The 16618-nt window shown below is 64.8% G+C and carries 14 protein-coding genes; 13 read left to right on the top strand and 1 reads right to left on the bottom strand.

Annotated features, from left to right (window positions below):
- The first annotated feature begins 90 nt into the window (after window positions 1-90).
- A complete protein-coding gene (locus ABE459_RS13520) occupies window positions 91-702 on the top strand; it encodes a trimeric intracellular cation channel family protein (RefSeq protein WP_110996140.1) in 612 nt (203 codons plus the stop codon).
- Window positions 703-885: 183 nt separating this feature from the next.
- On the opposite strand, the gene queG is transcribed toward ABE459_RS13520, so the two are convergent.
- Window positions 886-1950 (bottom strand): tRNA epoxyqueuosine(34) reductase QueG, encoded by a 1065-nt coding sequence (queG, locus tag ABE459_RS13525; RefSeq protein ID WP_316905269.1) that lies wholly within the window; start codon window positions 1948-1950, stop codon window positions 886-888.
- 65 nt (window positions 1951-2015) lie between these two features.
- Between queG and ABE459_RS13530 the strand changes: the two genes are divergently transcribed.
- From ABE459_RS13530 to ABE459_RS13585, 12 genes are all read left to right on the top strand, one after another.
- The gene (locus ABE459_RS13530; RefSeq protein WP_323830433.1) at window positions 2016-2876 is read left to right on the top strand and encodes an NAD(P)H-hydrate dehydratase; all 861 of its coding nucleotides are present in this window, start codon (window positions 2016-2018) and stop codon (window positions 2874-2876) included.
- Window positions 2864-3337, top strand: coding sequence for a tRNA (adenosine(37)-N6)-threonylcarbamoyltransferase complex ATPase subunit type 1 TsaE (tsaE, locus tag ABE459_RS13535; protein WP_110996137.1), 474 nt, complete (start codon window positions 2864-2866; stop codon window positions 3335-3337). The genes ABE459_RS13530 and tsaE overlap by 13 nt, the downstream gene beginning before the upstream one ends.
- Window positions 3338-3349: 12 nt before the next feature.
- On the top strand, window positions 3350-4783 hold the full coding sequence (locus tag ABE459_RS13540; RefSeq protein WP_125465759.1) for an N-acetylmuramoyl-L-alanine amidase: 1434 nt from the start codon (window positions 3350-3352) through the stop codon (window positions 4781-4783).
- Window positions 4780-6681, top strand: a complete 1902-nt coding sequence (gene mutL, locus ABE459_RS13545) for a DNA mismatch repair endonuclease MutL (RefSeq protein WP_258643395.1) — start codon at window positions 4780-4782, stop codon at window positions 6679-6681. The genes ABE459_RS13540 and mutL overlap by 4 nt, the downstream gene beginning before the upstream one ends.
- Before the next feature lies 1 nt (window position 6682).
- The gene (miaA, locus tag ABE459_RS13550) at window positions 6683-7654 is read left to right on the top strand and encodes a tRNA (adenosine(37)-N6)-dimethylallyltransferase MiaA (protein WP_125465757.1); all 972 of its coding nucleotides are present in this window, start codon (window positions 6683-6685) and stop codon (window positions 7652-7654) included.
- Window positions 7655-7747: 93 nt separating this feature from the next.
- Entirely contained in the window at window positions 7748-8008 is a 261-nt protein-coding gene (hfq, locus tag ABE459_RS13555) for an RNA chaperone Hfq (protein WP_110996133.1), read from the top strand.
- A gap of 18 nt (window positions 8009-8026) precedes the next feature.
- Entirely contained in the window at window positions 8027-9328 is a 1302-nt protein-coding gene (gene hflX / locus ABE459_RS13560; RefSeq protein ID WP_125465756.1) for a ribosome rescue GTPase HflX, read from the top strand.
- A gap of 96 nt (window positions 9329-9424) precedes the next feature.
- On the top strand, window positions 9425-10609 hold the full coding sequence (hflK, locus tag ABE459_RS13565; RefSeq protein ID WP_323830432.1) for an FtsH protease activity modulator HflK: 1185 nt from the start codon (window positions 9425-9427) through the stop codon (window positions 10607-10609).
- Window positions 10609-11478 (top strand): protease modulator HflC, encoded by an 870-nt coding sequence (hflC, locus tag ABE459_RS13570; protein ID WP_110996130.1) that lies wholly within the window; start codon window positions 10609-10611, stop codon window positions 11476-11478. Before hflK ends, hflC begins: the two co-directional genes overlap by 1 nt.
- A gap of 281 nt (window positions 11479-11759) precedes the next feature.
- Complete coding sequence (locus tag ABE459_RS13575) at window positions 11760-12947, top strand: ATP phosphoribosyltransferase regulatory subunit (protein ID WP_110996129.1); 1188 nt, start codon at window positions 11760-11762, stop codon at window positions 12945-12947.
- Between the two features lie 56 nt (window positions 12948-13003).
- On the top strand, window positions 13004-14296 hold the full coding sequence (locus ABE459_RS13580; protein ID WP_003249542.1) for an adenylosuccinate synthase: 1293 nt from the start codon (window positions 13004-13006) through the stop codon (window positions 14294-14296).
- 321 nt (window positions 14297-14617) lie between these two features.
- Complete coding sequence (locus ABE459_RS13585) at window positions 14618-16552, top strand: methyl-accepting chemotaxis protein (RefSeq protein ID WP_125465753.1); 1935 nt, start codon at window positions 14618-14620, stop codon at window positions 16550-16552.
- The last annotated feature ends 66 nt before the right edge of the window (window positions 16553-16618 follow it).

Consider the following 16618-nt stretch of genomic DNA (forward strand, 5'->3'; position numbering starts at 1 on the left):
TTGTCGTGCGCCGACAATCGTCGGCGCGCCCTCTTTTGGTGCCCCGCGCGACTGGGTAGACTGCGCGCCTTTCCCGCACGGACCTGCACCATGTTGTTGATGCTCTACCTCATCGCCATCACCGCCGAAGCCATGACTGGCGCCCTGTCTGCCGGCCGTCGCGGCATGGACTGGTTCGGTGTGGTGCTGATTGCCTGTGTTACCGCCCTGGGTGGCGGTTCGGTGCGTGACGTGCTGCTCGGGCATTACCCGCTGACCTGGGTAAAACACCCGGAATACCTGGTGCTGACCAGTTTTGCCGCGCTGGTGACCATCTTCATCGCGCCGTTGATGCGCCATCTGCGCTCATTGTTCCTGGTGCTCGATGCCCTGGGGCTGGTGGCGTTCACCCTGATCGGCTGCATGACCGCACTGGAGATGGGGCAGGGCTTCCTGGTCGCCTCGATCAGCGGGGTGATCACCGGGGTGTTCGGCGGCATCCTGCGGGATATCTTCTGCAACGACATCCCGTTGGTGTTCCGGCGCGAGCTGTACGCCAGCGTGTCGTTCGCGGCGGCGTGGTTCTACCTGGGCTGCGTGTACTTCAAGGTGCCGGCCGAGCAGGCGATGCTGCTGACCCTGTTTGGCGGGTTCCTGGTGCGCTTGCTGGCGATCCGTTTCCACTGGGAAATGCCCAAGTTCCACTACAACGACCAGCAGTGAATGGTGCGCGGCTCCTGTGGAATGCAGGAGCTGTTCGGCTACTCGTGGGAGCGGGCTTGCCCCGCGATTGGATGCACCGGCTTCGCCGAGATCGCGGGGCAAGTCGCATCGGCGCACCGCCGCTCCCACGTACCGACGCTTTCACGTTGTGCGATTGCGCACGCCGAAAGGCTGAATGATTGCCTACAGGGCGCCGTGCCGCCCCAGCGCCCATTCCACATGCTCGCGCACCAACGCCGACGGGTCATTGCGCCGCGCTTTCAGCGCCTCTACAACCGGGATCGTGGTGGGCGCGTTGCCCAGCCCCACCGCCAGGTTGCGGGAAAACCGCTCATACCCTGCGCGCCGCAACGGCGAGCCTTCGGTGCTGCCGAGAAAGCGCTTTTCATCCCACAGGAACAGCTCGGCCAACTCGACGTTGTCCAGGCCGCGCCGCGGCATGAAGTCATCCTCGGTGGTGGTCTTGGCGAAGCGGTTCCATGGGCAGACCAGCTGGCAGTCGTCGCAGCCGAACACCCGATTGCCGATCAGTGGGCGCAGCTCCACGGGAATGGCGTGGCGCAGCTCGATGGTCAGGTAGGAAATGCAGCGCCGTGCATCGAGCTGGTAAGGGCCGACGAAGGCCTGGGTCGGGCAGATGTCCAGGCAGGCCTGGCAGCGGCCACAGTGGTCGCTGCCCTGCACGCCGTCGATCGGCAGCGGCAGGTCGACGAACAGTTCGGCGAGGAAGAAGTAGCTGCCGGCCTTGCGGTTGAGCAGCAAGGTGTTCTTGCCGATCCAGCCCAGGCCGGCCTCCTGCGCCAGGGCTTTCTCCAGCACCGGGGCGCTGTCGACGAAGGCACGGTAGCCGAACGGGCCGATGGCCTCCTGGATGCGGTCGGCGAAGTGCTGCACGCGCTTGCGCACCAGCTTGTGGTAGTCGCGGCCCAGGGCGTAGCGCGCGATATAGGCTTTTTCCGGCTGGGCCAGGCGTTGCGCCATCTGCGTGTCGCCCGGCAAGTAGTCCATGCGCAGCGAGATCACCCGCAGGGTGCCGGGGATCAGCTCGGCGGGGCGCGAACGCTTGGTGCCGTGCTCGCCCATGTATTCCATCTCGCCCTGGTAGCCGGCCGCGAGCCAGCGCTGCAGGTGCTGTTCGTGCTCGCCAAGGTCCACGCCGGCGATGCCGACGTGGGCAAAACCGAGTTCCTGGCCCCAATCCTTGATCGATTGGGCCAATGTGTTGATGTCTGGAAGCGTGGCGGGCATGGATGGGCAAGGCATTACGGGTGTAGGTGCGTATAATTCTGCCAGACATCGGAGCCTTTGACCCCATGCCTCAGACCAAACACCCCGGTAATACCCCGCAACCGCTCAATCGGCTGACCCTGGCCGGCCTGCCGCCGCGTGCTGCTGGCGCCCACAAGGGTGACTTCGGCCACGTGCTGGTGGTCGGTGGCGACCTGGGTACCGGCGGGGCGGTGATGCTCAGTGCGCAAGCCGCGCTGCGTTGTGGCGCCGGCCTGGTCAGTGTGGCCACGCGTCCCGAACATGTCGCTGCCGGGCTGGCCCGTCTGCCCGAGGCCATGTGGCTGGGCGTGAGTTCGGCCAATCAGTTGATGGGGCCGCTGGAGCGTGCCTCGGTGCTGGTGGTCGGGCCAGGGCTGGGGCAGGCGGCCTGGGGGCGCAGCCTGTTGTCGGCGGTGGCCAATGCGCACCTGCCGCAAGTCTGGGATGCCGATGCGCTCAACCTGCTGGCGCGGTCGCCGCTGGCGCTGCCCAGCGGCAGCGTGCTGACCCCGCACCCGGGGGAGGCGGCGCGCCTGCTGGGGATCTCCACCGAAGCGGTGCAGGCCGACCGGCCCGGTGCCGCGCGCAAGCTGGCGCGCAAATATGCCAGCGTCTGTGTGCTCAAGGGCGCCGGTACGCTGGTGGCTGACCCTGCCGGGCAGCTGGCGCTGTGCGATCACGGTCATCCGGCCATGGCCGGCGCGGGGCTGGGGGATGTGCTCACCGGGGTGTTGGCGGCGCTGCTGGCCCAAGGGCTGGACGCCTGGCAGGCAGCCTGCCTGGGGGTGTGGCTGCATGCCCGTGCCGGCGAACGGCTGGGGGTTGAGGGAAGAGGCCTGGCAGCCAGCGATCTGGTTGCGGTCATTAGAGAATTGTTGGAGGAACATTCAGCGTGTCTGGCATAACCCTGTTTTTGGCCGATGAAGAGGCCACCGTCGACTTCGGCGCGAAGCTGGCTGAAGTGACCGGCGGTCATGGCGTGATCTTTCTCGAGGGCGACCTGGGCGCCGGCAAGACCACCCTGTCCCGCGGCCTGATCCGTGGCCTGGGCCACACCGGCCCGGTCAAGAGCCCGACCTTCACCGTGGTCGAACCCTACGAGATCGGCGACATTCGCGCTTTTCACTTCGACCTGTATCGCCTGGTCGATCCGGAAGAGCTTGAATTCATGGGGATTCGCGATTACTTCGAGGGCGACGCCCTGTGCCTGTTCGAGTGGCCCGATAAAGGTGCGGGCGTTTTGCCAAAGCCCGACCTGACCATTACCATAAGCCCGCAAGCGGGCGGGCGCTCGCTGAACCTGTCGCCGCAGGGGGCACGCGGCGAAGCCTGGTGTGCCGATCTGGCCAAGAAAATCAAACAGTAAGTGGGGAAAGGTATGCGCATACGCGCACTGGTCGCTGTCGTTGGGCTGCTGCTGACAACGGTGACCGTTGACGCTCTGGCGGCGGTCACTCAAGTCAAGAGCGTGCGCCTGTGGCGTGCGCCGGACAACACGCGGTTGGTCTTCGACCTGTCCGGGCCTGTACAGCACAGCGTCTTCACCCTGACCGCGCCGGATCGCCTGGTCATCGATATCAACGGTGCCACCCTGGGTGGGCCGCTGAACGTGGCCACCTCGAACACGCCGATCAACAGCATGCGGTCGGCCCAGCGCACGCCAACCGACCTGCGCGTGGTGATCGACCTTAAAAAGGCCGTATCGCCCAAGAGCTTCACCCTGGCGCCGAATGCCCAGTACGGCAACCGCCTGGTGGTCGACCTGTACGACCAGGAAGCCGACGCCATCGCCGCCAGCAACCCGACACCGCCTCCTGCAGTGCAGCCCCCTGCGACCACGCCGGCGGTGCCGGTGACCCCGGTGCAACCCGCGATCAAGCTGCCACCGGCACCTGCCGGCAAGCGCGACATCGTCGTGGCCATCGACGCCGGCCACGGTGGCGAAGACCCGGGCGCCTCGGGCTCGCGCGGGCAGCACGAGAAAGACATCGTGCTCGACATCGCCAAGGAACTGCAGCGTCAGATCAACAGCGAGAAAGGTTACCGCGCCGAGCTGACCCGTACCGGCGACTACTTCATCCCGTTGCGCAAACGCACCGAGATCGCCCGCAAGAAGGGCGCTGACCTGTTCGTCTCGATTCACGCCGATGCCGCGCCGTCCAAAGCCGCCTTTGGTGCCTCGGTATTCGCCCTGTCCGACCGCGGCGCCACCTCCGAGACCGCGCGCTGGCTGGCCGACACGGAAAACCGTTCCGATCTGATCGGCGGCGCCGGCAACGTCAGCCTCGACGACAAGGACCGCATGCTCGCCGGGGTACTGCTCGACCTGTCGATGACCGCCACCCTCAGCTCCAGCCTCAACGTTGGGCAAAAGGTGCTGGGCAACATGGGCCGGGTCACACCCCTGCACAAGCAGCGCGTCGAGCAGGCTGGGTTCATGGTGCTGAAGTCGCCGGACATTCCATCGATCCTCGTTGAAACCGGGTTCATCTCCAATGCCAATGAGGCGGCCAAACTGGCCACGCGCAGCCACCAGCAGGCGCTGGCCCGTTCGATCCATACCGGCGTGCGCCAGTTCTTCCAGCAGAACCCGCCCCCGGGCACCTACATCGCCTGGCTGCGTGACAGCGGCAAGATTGCCCAGGGCCCGCGCGATCACACCGTGCGCCCCGGCGAAACCCTGGCGATGATCGCCGTGCGCTACCAGGTCAGCGTTGCCAGCCTGCGCAGCAGCAACGGCCTGAAGACCGATGAGCTGAAAGTCGGCCAGCACCTCGACATTCCGGGCACTACCCTGGCGTCGCAACAATGAATGGCGGTTCGCGCATCCAGCTGCTCAGCCCGCGGCTGGCCAACCAGATCGCCGCGGGTGAGGTCGTCGAGCGCCCGGCCTCGGTGGCCAAGGAGCTGCTGGAGAACAGCCTCGACTCAGGCGCCCGGCGTATCGAGGTCGAGGTCGAGCAGGGCGGCGTGAAGCTGCTGCGGGTACGTGACAACGGCAGCGGCATTGCCCCGGACGACCTGCCGCTAGCCCTGGCGCGCCATGCCACCAGCAAGATCCGTGAACTGGAAGACCTCGAAGGCGTGCTCAGCCTGGGCTTTCGCGGTGAGGCCCTGGCCTCGATCAGCTCGGTGGCCCGCCTGACCCTGACCTCGCGCACCGCCGACGCCGGCGAAGCCTGGCAGGTAGAGACCGAAGGCCGCGACATGCTCCCGCGCGTGCAGCCAGCCGCGCACCCGGTCGGCACCTCGGTGGAGGTGCGTGACCTGTTCTTCAATACCCCGGCCCGGCGCAAGTTCCTCAAGGCCGAGAAAACCGAATTCGATCACCTGCAGGAAGTCATCCGGCGCCTGGCGCTGGCGCGTTTCGACGTGGGCTTCCACCTGCGCCACAACGGCAAAACCATCTTCAGCCTGCACGAGGCGGCCGACGAGATGGCCCGGGCGCGGCGCGTGGGTACCATCTGTGGCCCGGGCTTCCTCGAGCAGGCCTTGCCGATCGACGTCGAACGCAACGGCCTGCGCTTGTGGGGCTGGGTAGGCCTGCCGACGTTTTCGCGCAGCCAGGCAGACCTGCAGTACTTCTTCGTCAATGGCCGCGCGGTGCGCGACAAGCTGGTCGCCCACGCGGTGCGCCAGGCCTACCGCGACGTGCTGTTCAACGGTCGGCACCCGACCTTCGTGCTGTTCCTTGAACTCGACCCGACCGGTGTCGACGTCAACGTGCATCCGACCAAGCACGAAGTGCGCTTCCGCGAAGGGCGGATGGTCCACGATTTCCTCTATGGCACCCTGCACCGGGCCCTGGCTGATGTACGGCCTGAGGACCAGCTTGCGGCTCCCGCGGCAACCGCCGAACTGATTCGCCCGAGCGGCCAGCAGGCCGGGGAATTCGGCCCCCAGGGCGAAATGCGCCTGGCGTCGCCGGTACTGGAGCAGCCCCAGGGCGAGGCGCGTCAGTCGTTCTCCTCGGGCGGCGCGGGTGCGGGTTATCAGTACCAATACACCCCGCGCCCGTCCCAGCCGCTCGCTGCCGGTGAGGCCCAGGCGGTCTACCGCGAGTTCTATGCGCCGCTGGACAACGCCACGGCCACGTCGGGAGCCTTGCCGGACAGCCAGGGTGATATCCCCCCACTGGGCTATGCCCTGGCCCAGCTCAAAGGCATCTACATCCTGGCCGAGAACGCCATCGGCCTGGTGCTGGTGGACATGCATGCCGCCCACGAGCGGATCATGTACGAGCGCCTCAAGGTGGCCATGGCCAGCGAAGGCCTGAGCGGCCAGCCGCTGCTGGTGCCGGAGTCGCTGGCGCTGAGCCAGCGCGAGGCCGACTGCGCCGAAGAGCACGCTCAGTGGTTCCAGCGCCTGGGCTTCGAGCTGCAGCGCCTGGGCCCGGAAACCCTGGCGATCCGGCAGATCCCGGCGCTGCTCAAGCAGGCCGAGGCCAACCGCCTGGTGCAGGACGTACTCGCCGACCTGATGGAGTACGGCAGCAGCGACCGTATCCAGGCGCACCTGAACGAATTGCTCGGGACCATGGCCTGCCACGGTGCGGTGCGCGCCAACCGGCGCCTGGCGATCCCGGAAATGAACGCCCTGCTGCGCGACATGGAGAACACCGAGCGCAGCGGCCAGTGCAACCACGGCCGGCCGACCTGGACCCAGATGGGCCTGGATGACCTGGACAAGCTGTTCCTGCGGGGGCGATGAAATGAGCATGAAACCCCCGGCGATATTCCTCATGGGCCCGACGGCGGCCGGCAAGACCGACCTGGCCATCGAGCTGACCAAGGTGCTGCCGTGCGAGCTGATCAGTGTCGATTCGGCGCTGGTCTATCGCGGCATGGATATCGGTACTGCCAAACCTTCGAAAGAGGTGCTGGCCGCCCATCCGCATCGGCTGATCGACATCCTCGACCCGGCCGAGAGCTATTCGGCGAAGCAGTTCTGCACCGATGCGCTCGAGGCCATGGCCGAGATCACCGCGCGCGGCAAGATCCCGCTGCTGGTCGGCGGCACCATGCTTTATTACAAGGCTTTGATCGACGGCCTGGCCGACATGCCGCCAGCCGATGCAAGGGTGCGCGCCGAACTTGAGGCCCAGGCCGGCGAGCTGGGCCTGGCCGAGTTGCATCGCCAGCTGGCCGAGGTGGACCCCGAATCGGCGGCGCGCATCCATCCGAATGACCCGCAGCGCCTGATTCGCGCGCTTGAGGTGTACCGGGTGAGCGGCGAAAGCATGACCGCCCACCGCCAGCGACAATTCGCCGAAAGTCGCGGCGCAGACGCAGGCGTGAGCGGGCATTTGCCCTATACTGTCGCCAGCCTGGCCATAGCGCCTACAGATCGTCACATTTTGCATGAGCGAATTGCGTTACGATTTTCGCAGATGCTGGAACAGGGCTTCGTCGACGAGGTCCGATCGCTGCGAGCCAGAAGTGACTTGCACGCCGGGCTGCCGTCTATACGGGCAGTGGGGTATCGGCAGGTCTGGGATTACCTGGACGGCCAGCTAACTGAGAATGAGATGCGTGAACGCGGTATCATTGCCACGCGTCAGTTGGCCAAGCGCCAATTCACCTGGTTGCGCGGTTGGTCCGACGTGCACTGGCTGGATAGCCTGGCCTGCGACAATCTGTCCCGCACCTTGAAATACCTAGGGGCCGTCTCCATATTGAGCTGAGTCCCTGCTTATTGCCGTCTATTCTTGCGAAAGGCGGCAGCAATTACTGATTTTTCTTGTTTTTTACTATTGATCCTTACAGGAGTGCGGCATATGTCAAAAGGGCATTCGCTACAAGACCCTTACTTGAACACCTTGAGAAAAGAAAAGGTCCCGGTTTCGATCTATCTGGTCAACGGGATCAAGTTGCAGGGCCAGATTGAATCGTTCGACCAGTTCGTCGTGCTGCTGAAGAACACCGTCAGCCAGATGGTCTACAAGCACGCGATTTCGACTGTCGTACCTGCCCGTCCAGTTCGTCTGCCCAGCCCGACCGATGGCGAGCATGGCGATAGCGAGCAAGGCAACGCTTGAAAATAGTAGGAGCCTGCATTGTTCTTTGAGCGCCACGGTGGTGGTGAGCGAGCGCTGCTCGTTCACTTGGAAGGTCAGAACCCTGAGGCGCGCGAAGACCCGCAGGAGTTTCAGGAGCTGGCGCTGTCGGCCGGAGCCGAGATCGTTACACTGGCGACAGTGTCACGGCATCAGCCCACCGCCAAGTTTCTGATCGGTAGCGGCAAGGTCGAGGAATTGCGCGACCTGGTCAAAGCCGAAGAAGTTGACCTGGTGATTTTCAATCACACCCTCACGCCCAGCCAGGAACGTAACCTCGAACGCGTTTTCGAGTGTCGCGTGCTGGATCGTACCGGGCTTATTCTCGATATCTTCGCCCAACGGGCGCGTACTCACGAAGGCAAGCTGCAGGTCGAACTGGCCCAGCTCGAGCACATGAGCACGCGGCTGGTACGCGGCTGGACTCACCTTGAGCGGCAAAAGGGCGGTATCGGCCTGCGCGGCCCAGGTGAAACCCAGCTGGAAACCGACCGCCGTCTGTTGCGGGTGCGCCTGCGCCAGATCAAGGGCCGCCTCGAGAAGGTGCGCAGCCAGCGCGAGCAGGCCCGTCGTGGGCGCAAGCGTGCCGACATCCCGTCCGTGTCGCTGGTGGGTTACACCAACGCCGGCAAGTCGACCCTGTTCAACGCCCTCACACAGTCCGAGGTCTATGCCGCGGACCAGCTGTTCGCCACCCTCGACCCTACGCTGCGCCGGCTTGAACTGGCCGACCTTGGGCCGATCGTGCTGGCCGACACCGTGGGTTTCATCCGCCATCTGCCGCACAAGCTGGTCGAGGCATTTCGGGCTACGCTCGAAGAGTCGAGCAACTCCGACCTGCTGCTGCACGTGATCGACGCCCATGAGCCCGAGCGCATGGAGCAGATCGAGCAGGTCTTGGCGGTGCTGGGCGAGATTGGCGCTGAAGGCTTGCCGATCCTCGAGGTGTATAACAAACTCGACCTGCTCGAAGATGTCGAGCCGCAGATCCAGCGCGATGCCGACGGCAAGCCGCAGCGGGTCTGGGTATCGGCACGTGATGGACGAGGCCTGGAGCTGGTTGGCCAGGCAGTTGCCGAATTGCTGGGGGATGATCTTTATGTCGGAACCCTGTGCCTGGAGCAGCGATTTGCCCGCTTGCGCGCGCAATTCTTCGCGTTGGGTGCCGTGCAGAGTGAAGAGCATGATGAAGAAGGGCGCAGCCTGCTGAGCGTGCGACTGCCCAGGGTCGAGTTGAATCGCCTGGTCAGCCGCGAAGGCATGGAGCCGCAAGTGTTTGTCGAGCAACACACTTTGCAATAAATGCTCGTCGAGGTCGCCGGGCAGCAGTGACAGGCATTCTGTAGCATTGGACGGCGCGCCGTGGGCGCGTCTTTGCTTTATCAGATGGAGAGCGCTATGGCTTGGAACGAGCCGGGTGGCAACTCGAACAATCAGGATCCCTGGGGCGGTCGTCGCGGTGGCGGTGGCGGCGGTGGCGACAAGAAAGGTCCACCGGATCTGGACGAGGCCTTCCGCAAGCTGCAGGACAGCCTGAACGGCATGTTCGGCAGTGGCAAGAAGCGCGGTGGCAACAGCGACCGCAATATCGGCAAAGGTGGCGGCCTGGGCCTGCTGGGCGTAGGCCTGGCGGTGCTGGCGGCGATCTGGCTGTACAACGCCGTGTACGTGGTGGACGAGCAGGAGCAGGCAGTCGTGCTGCGCTTCGGCAAGTACTACGAGACCGTCGGCCCCGGCTTGAATATCTATTTCCCGCCGATCGACCGCAAGTACATGGAAAACGTGACCCGTGAACGGGCCTACACCAAGCAGGGCCAGATGCTCACCGAAGACGAGAACATCGTCGAAGTGCCGCTGACCGTGCAGTACCGCATCAGCAACCTGCAGGACTTCGTGCTCAACGTCGACCAGCCGGAAGTCAGCCTGCAGCATGCGACCGACAGCGCCCTGCGCCACGTGGTGGGTTCCACCTCGATGGACCAGGTGCTGACCGAAGGCCGTGAGCAGATGGCCGTGGACATCCGTGAGCGTCTGCAGCGTTTCCTCGACACCTACCGGACCGGTATCACCGTGACCCAGGTCAACGTGCAGAGCGCGGCAGCCCCGCGTGAAGTGCAAGAGGCCTTCGACGACGTGATCCGTGCCCGTGAAGACGAGCAGCGTGCCCGCAACCAGGCCGAATCCTACGCCAACGGCGTGGTACCGGAAGCCCGTGGTCAGGCGCAGCGCATCATCGAGGACGCCAACGGCTACCGCGATGAAGTCATCGCCCGCGCCAAGGGTGAGGCCGATCGCTTCACCAAGCTGGTCGCCGAGTATCGCAAGGCGCCAGAGGTTACCCGTCAGCGCCTGTACCTCGAGACCATGCAGGAGGTGTACAGCAACTCCAGCAAAGTCCTGGTGGCAACCAAGGATGGGCAGAACAACCTGCTCTACCTGCCGCTGGACAAGATGGTCGAAAGCGGTCGCAACAGCACTGCGGTTCCCGCCAGCAGCGTGTCGTCGTCGGCCAATGACGCCGCCGCGCGTGCCGCCCAGGACCTGCAACAACAACCGCCGCTGCGTTCCAGGGAGAGCCGCTGATGAGCAATAAATCGCTGTTCGCCCTGATTGGCGCCGTGGTGCTGGCGATCGTCGCCTGGAACTGCTTCTACATCGTTTCGCAAACCGAACGCGCGGTATTGCTGCAGTTTGGTCGCGTGGTCAAGGCCGATGTCCAGCCTGGCCTGCATGTGAAGGTGCCGTACGTGAACCAGGTGCGCAAGTTCGACGCTCGCCTGATGACCCTCGACGCCCCAACCCAGCGTTTCCTGACGCTGGAGAAGAAAGCAGTGATGGTCGACGCCTACGCCAAGTGGCGCGTCAAGGACGCCGAGCGCTTCTATACCGCTACCTCGGGTATGAAGCAGATCGCCGACGAGCGCCTGTCGCGTCGTCTGGAAAGCGGCCTGCGTGACCAGTTCGGTAAACGCACCCTGCACGAAGTGGTGTCGGGTGAGCGTGACGCACTGATGGCTGACATCACCGCCTCGCTGAACCGCATGGCCAGCAAGGAGTTGGGTATCGAAGTGGTCGACGTTCGCGTCAAGGCCATCGACCTGCCCAAGGAAGTCAACCGCAGCGTGTTCGACCGCATGAGCACCGAGCGCGAGCGTGAAGCCCGCGAGCACCGCGCCAAGGGTAACGAGCTGGCCGAAGGCATCCGTGCCGACGCCGATCGTCAGCGCCGCGTGCTGCTGGCCGAAGCGTATCGTGAGGCGGAAGAGACCCGCGGTGATGGCGATGCCCAGTCGGCTGCCATCTATGCCAAGGCCTACACCCAGGACGCCGATTTCTACGCGTTCTACCGTAGCCTGCAGGCCTACCGCGAGAGCTTCTCCAGCAAGAGCGACGTGCTGGTCCTGGACCCGAAGAACGAGTTCTTCCGTTTCCTGGACAAGAGCAAGCCCTGAGGTTGCTCTCATGATGGGCGCGCCCCGCCCGGCAGCTAAAATGCCTGGCGGGGTGCATCCTGAATGAAAAGGGGTGTATGATGCGGCAGCCGGGAAATTCCCGGCTTTTTTGCGTCTGTAAGGTTGATTGGCCGATGAAACGGCCCCGGCGCAAGGTATTCAAGGGTGTTGGTAACGGTGGCTGCGCTGGGTTCGGTCCTGCCCGCTGCTGTCCGCCAGGGCCCGTTTCACTCAAGGCTAGCCCGCAGGGTGGCCGCCCGGACCAAAGGGGAAATGGCGTAATGGCAACGGTAGACCGCTGGCTTCTGCCAGATGGCATCGAGGAAGTACTGCCACCTGAGGCTGCGCGCATCGAGATCGCGCGTCGGCAGGTGTTGGACCTGTTCCAGAGCTGGGGTTACGAGCTGGTGGTCACCCCCCATATCGAATACCTGGAGTCGCTGCTGACCGGTGCCGGTGCGGACCTGGACGAGCGCACCTTCAAGGTTGTCGATCCGCAGTCCGGCCGCCTGATGGGTTTCCGCGCCGACTTCACCCCGCAGGTGGCGCGTATCGATGCTCACACCCTGCGCCGCGAAGGCCCGAGCCGCCTGTGCTATGCCGGTAGCGTGCTGCACGCCCAGCCACGCGCGCTGTCCACCTCGCGCAGCCCGATCCAGTTGGGCGCCGAGTTGTACGGCGACGCCAGCCCCACCAGCGATGTCGAAGTCATCAGCCTGATGCTCGCCACGCTGCAACTGACCGACGTGGCGGATGTGCACATGGACCTCGGCCATGTCGGCATCTACCGTGGCCTGGCCCGCGCCGCCAACCTGTCGGGTGACGTCGAGCAGCAGCTGTTCGACGCCCTGCAGCGCAAGGCTGTCGATGAGGTTCAGGCGCTGACCGCCAACCTGCCGCAGGACCTTGGCAACATGCTGCGCGCCCTGTGCGAGCTGTGCGGTGGACGCGAAGTGCTGGCCGAGGCCCGTGTGCGCCTGGGCCGAGCCCCGGCCAGCGTGCTGGCTGCGCTGGACGACCTGCTGGCGATCGCTGATCGTCTGGCCTCGCGCTACCCGGATCTGCCGCTGTACTTCGACCTCGGCGAGCTGCGCGGCTACCACTATCACACCGGCGTGGTGTTCGCCGTGTTCGTGCCTGGCGAGGGTCAATCGATCGCCCAGGGCGGGCGTTACGACGACATCGGCGCCGACTTCGGTCGGGCACGCCCGGCTACCGGTTTCTCCACGGATTTGAAGACCCTGGTCACACTGGGGCGAGCGGAGGTCGTACTCCCGGCTGGCGGCATCTGGATGCCCGACAGCGGTGATGCGGCCCTCTGGCAGCAAGTCTGCCAGTTGCGCAACGAGGGCCAGCGTGTGGTCCAGGCTCTGCCTGGCCAGCCGCTGAGTGCTGCCCTTGAGGCGGATTGTGATCGGCAATTGATTCAGCAAGACGGGCGCTGGCAGGTTCTGCCGCTGACCCATTGAGATTCTTCGCCGGCGATGGGCCGGCAACCAAGTTTGCGTGAATGAGGACAAGTGTTATGGGTAAGAATGTCGTCGTCCTGGGCACCCAGTGGGGTGATGAGGGCAAAGGCAAGATCGTCGATCTGCTGACCGAACATGCTGCCGCCGTCGTGCGCTACCAAGGTGGCCACAACGCGGGTCACACCCTGGTGATCAACGGTGAGAAGACCGTTCTGCACCTGATTCCGTCGGGCATCCTGCGTGAAGGCGTACAGTGCCTGATCGGCAACGGCGTGGTCGTTGCCCCGGATGCGCTGATGCGCGAAATCACCAAGCTGGAAGAGAAGGGTGTACCGGTGCGCGAGCGTCTGCGCATCAGCCCGGCTGCCCCGCTGATCCTGTCGTACCACGTGGCCCTCGATCAGGCCCGTGAAAAAGCCCGTGGCGAAGCCAAGATCGGCACCACCGGCCGTGGCATCGGCCCAGCCTACGAAGACAAGGTCGCGCGCCGCGGCCTGCGTGTGGGCGACCTGTTCCACCGCGAGCGCTTCGCCGCCAAGCTCGGTGAGCTGCTGGACTACCACAACTTCCAGCTGGTGAATTACTACAAAGAGCCGGCCATCGACTTCCAGCAGACCCTGGACGAGTGCATGGCCTACGCCGAGCAGCTCAAGCCGATGATGCTCGACGTTACCGCCGAGCTGCACAACCTGCGCCGCGCCGGCAAGGACATCATGTTCGAAGGCGCCCAGGGCTCGCTGCTGGACATCGACCACGGTACCTACCCGTACGTCACCAGCTCCAACACCACCGCTGGCGGCATTTCCACCGGTTCCGGCGTTGGCCCGATGTACCTGGACTACATCCTCGGCATCACCAAGGCCTACACCACCCGTGTCGGTTCCGGTCCATTCCCGACCGAACTGTTCGACGAAACCGGCGCCACCCTGGCCAAGCGTGGTCACGAGTTCGGTTCCACCACCGGCCGCGCCCGTCGTTGCGGCTGGTTCGATGCGGTAATCCTGCGTCGCGCCATCGACGTCAACAGCATCTCGGGCATCTGCCTGACCAAGCTGGACGTACTGGACGGCCTGGAAACCATCAACATCTGCGTGGGCTACAAGAACGAGAACGGTGCCGTCATTGACGCACCTTCCGATGCCGACAGCTACATCGGCCTGGAGCCGGTGTACGAAGAGATGCCAGGCTGGAGCGAGTCGACCCTGGGCGTTAAAACCCTGGAAGAACTGCCACAGGCCGCGCGCGATTACATCAAGCGCATCGAGGAGCTGGTCGGCGCGCCGATCGACATCATCTCGACTGGCCCGGACCGCAACGAGACCATCGTGCTGCGTCATCCGTTTGCCTGATCAGATAGCCGTTAGCTGACTGAGCGCCGCGTTCCCGCAAGGGTTCGCGGCGTTTTTGTTTCTATGTGGCGCCACTGCCAAGTATCTGTGGGAGCGGGTTTATCGAAGCGTCGAACCGCCGCGAATGCGGCGGTGAATCCAGCATTGCATTCGCGGGTAAACCCGCTCCCATAGGGATGTCGCTTTGCTTCCAGCTCTGTCGCAGGTATTGATGCCACCTGGCATGGCATTTTTACCTGCTGCCTTCGGCACAACCCTTGCTGTAAGAAGTTTCCGTAGATGCCATCAAAGTAATGGCGCCAGAAACACGAGGGTTACAACGTGTCTGCCATCCTTTCACTGTTACGAAGCCGCCTGTTACGGCCTGTGTTTGTTGCGCTTGGTATCGCTCTTCTGGTGCAGGTGCTGGTCGCCGTTGCACTGACGCGGAGCACGGTCACCGCCCTGGAGGCCGATTTGGGCGAGCGCCTGGGGCATGACAGCCAGAAACTGGCCGCAGAACTGGAACAGGCCGGCCAGGATGTACGCGCCGGGCTCGACAGCCTCTCTGCCAGTACCCGCCAGCGCCTGAGTGCCGGCCTTTCCGAGCGGCTGCAAAGCGAGCAGCAGCAACTGCGCGCCACCCTGGAAAAGAACCTCAAGGACTCGGCCAACGACATGGCCGAACTCTTGGCGTCGGTTGCGCCGCGCGCCATCTGGGATAACGACGTGCCAATGCTGTCGGACTTCGCCCGGCGCGCCCAGCGCAACCCCAACGTGCTGTTTGTGATCTATGACGACGCCCAGGGCCAGCACCTGACCCGCTACCTCAACCGGCAGAACCCGATCAACCAGGCACTGATGGACAAGGGCCAGGGCGAGCGGGCGCTGGACAAGGTGCTGGATGCGGCGCGCAAGGACCCTTCGGTGTACTTCGTTGAAGCGTCCATCAGCCCCAATGGCGCCGAGATCGGCAAGGTGCTGATGGGTGTTTCCACGGCGGGCGTCGATCAGGAACTCAAGGCGCTCGACCAGCGTTTTGCCGCGTTGATCGGCAGTGGTGAGCAGTTGGTTGGCGACAGCCTGGTGGCCGCCGCCGCCGACAGTGGCAAGGCCCTGCGCGCCCGCCTGGAAACCGCCCAGAACAGCGCCACGGCAATGCAGGCCAATACCGCGCAGACCGTGCGTGACGCCGCCGGCGAGTTGCGCTGGCGGATCGGTCTGGGCCTGGTGCTGGTCGGGCTGGGGGTATTGCTGGTGGTCGCCGTGGTGCTTGGGCGCCGGGTGCTCAGCAAGCTGCGCCTGCTGATTACCGCGCTCAACGACCTGGCTGCGGGTGAGGGCGACCTTACCAAGCGTGTGACCCTCGACAGCCGCGACGAGATCGGCGACATGGCTTCGGCGGTCAACCGCTTCGTCGACAAGCTGCAGCCCATCGTGCGTGAGGCCGGTGAGGTGGCCCAGCGCACTGGCGTGGAGATCGGCAGCATGACCCAGCGCAATGCCGGGGCCGATGCTGCGGCGGCGCTGCAGCGCGATGAAGTGGCCGCCAGCCTGCGCGACCTGTCGAGCATGGCCGACGAGGCCCAGGCCGAAAGCCATGCCATGCAGGCCGCATTGCAGCAGGTGGTGGATATCCGCCAGGCCACCGATGAGAACAGCCGTGCGTCCACGCAGCTGGCACGGCTGATCGAGAACCTGGCCGGTGAAGTAGAAACCGGCTCCCAGGTGATCGAGCGGCTGGCCAAGCAAAGCGAGCAGATCGAAGTGGTGCTGACGGTTATCCACGGCATTGCCGAGCAGACCAACCTGCTGGCGCTCAATGCCGCCATCGAGGCGGCGCGGGCGGGCGAGACCGGGCGTGGCTTCGCCGTGGTGGCTGACGAGGTGCGGGCGCTGGCGAGCAAGACGCAGAGTTCGACCGGCGATATCCAGTCGCACATCACCGCCTTGCAGGAGGGTGCCAAGGAGGCGGTCGCCACCATCAGCCAGGCCGGGCGCCAGGCCAGCGAAGGCTTGCTGGTGCTGCGTGACAACGAGCGGCGTCAGCAGTCGGTGCAGGCGGCGGTGGAGCAGGTGCATGCGGCGATCGGCCTGGCTACCCGCGCGGCGGAACAGCAGGCCAATGGCGCGCAGGCGGTGCGTGGGCGAGTGGAGAACATCCATGCTCAGGCCGAGCGGTCAGCCGAGGTGGTGATGCAGACCACGGCCAGCAGCAAGGTGCTGGATGACCTGGCGGCGCAGTTGCGGGCGAGCCTGGGGCAGTTCCGGGCCTGAAAAACATCGCGGGGCAAGCCCGCTCCCACGCGACCTACAACCGGCGGCGTGGGAGCGGGCTTGCCC

The organism is Pseudomonas sp. TWI923 (assembly GCF_039673365.1).
Classification (GTDB): Bacteria; Pseudomonadota; Gammaproteobacteria; order Pseudomonadales; family Pseudomonadaceae; genus Aquipseudomonas; species Aquipseudomonas sichuanensis.